At 66.2% G+C, this 536-nt stretch carries 1 protein-coding gene; it reads right to left on the minus strand.

Annotated features, from left to right (window positions below; genetic code table 11):
• Window positions 1-510 (minus strand): SpnB-like Rossmann fold domain-containing protein (locus tag ON44_RS33585; protein WP_040697971.1); only part of this gene is annotated, 510 nt, incomplete at its 3' end.
• Between the last annotated feature and the right edge of the window lie 26 nt (window positions 511-536).

Genomic DNA, 536 nt, shown 5'->3' on the forward strand with positions numbered 1-536 from the left:
TGCGAGCAGGATCCGGCCCGGTTCCTCCGACTGCGCCGAACGCACCAAACCCCACACCGCCGACGCCGCCGGATCAACCCCATCACCGTTCACCGCGACCGCTGACCGGGTGAGGACCAGCAAGGTGCTGGAAGCGAACCGCTGCTGAACAGAGAAGTCCTGCAACACTGTCAGCACCCGGTGGCTGATGGCGTGCGCCCTTGCCAGCACGTCGATGCCGTTTCCACCGTCGTTGTCGGTGTCGTTTCCACCGCTACGGCAGTCGAGCACCACGACCGCTGGGACCGGTTGGTCGGTCGACTCGGCTTCTAGGGACTCGGCTTGCAGATCGTCCCATTCGGCAAACGCCGCTTCCCGCAGTTGCGCAGGCATGGGTGTGGGTGTCCAGTGCAGGGTGTGCAGCCGGTCTCCGCCGTCTGCTGCGGTGGTGAGTTGGTCGAGTTGGACGGGGCGCAGTGTCAGTGATGCGATGGTGAGGACCGGTTGCCCGTCGGGGTCGGTCACGGTCACGCTGACCGTGTTGTGGCCGTGGGGGG

Origin of the sequence: Nocardia vinacea NBRC 16497, assembly GCF_000308835.1 — a bacterium.
GTDB lineage: Bacteria > Actinomycetota > Actinomycetes > Mycobacteriales > Mycobacteriaceae > Nocardia > Nocardia vinacea.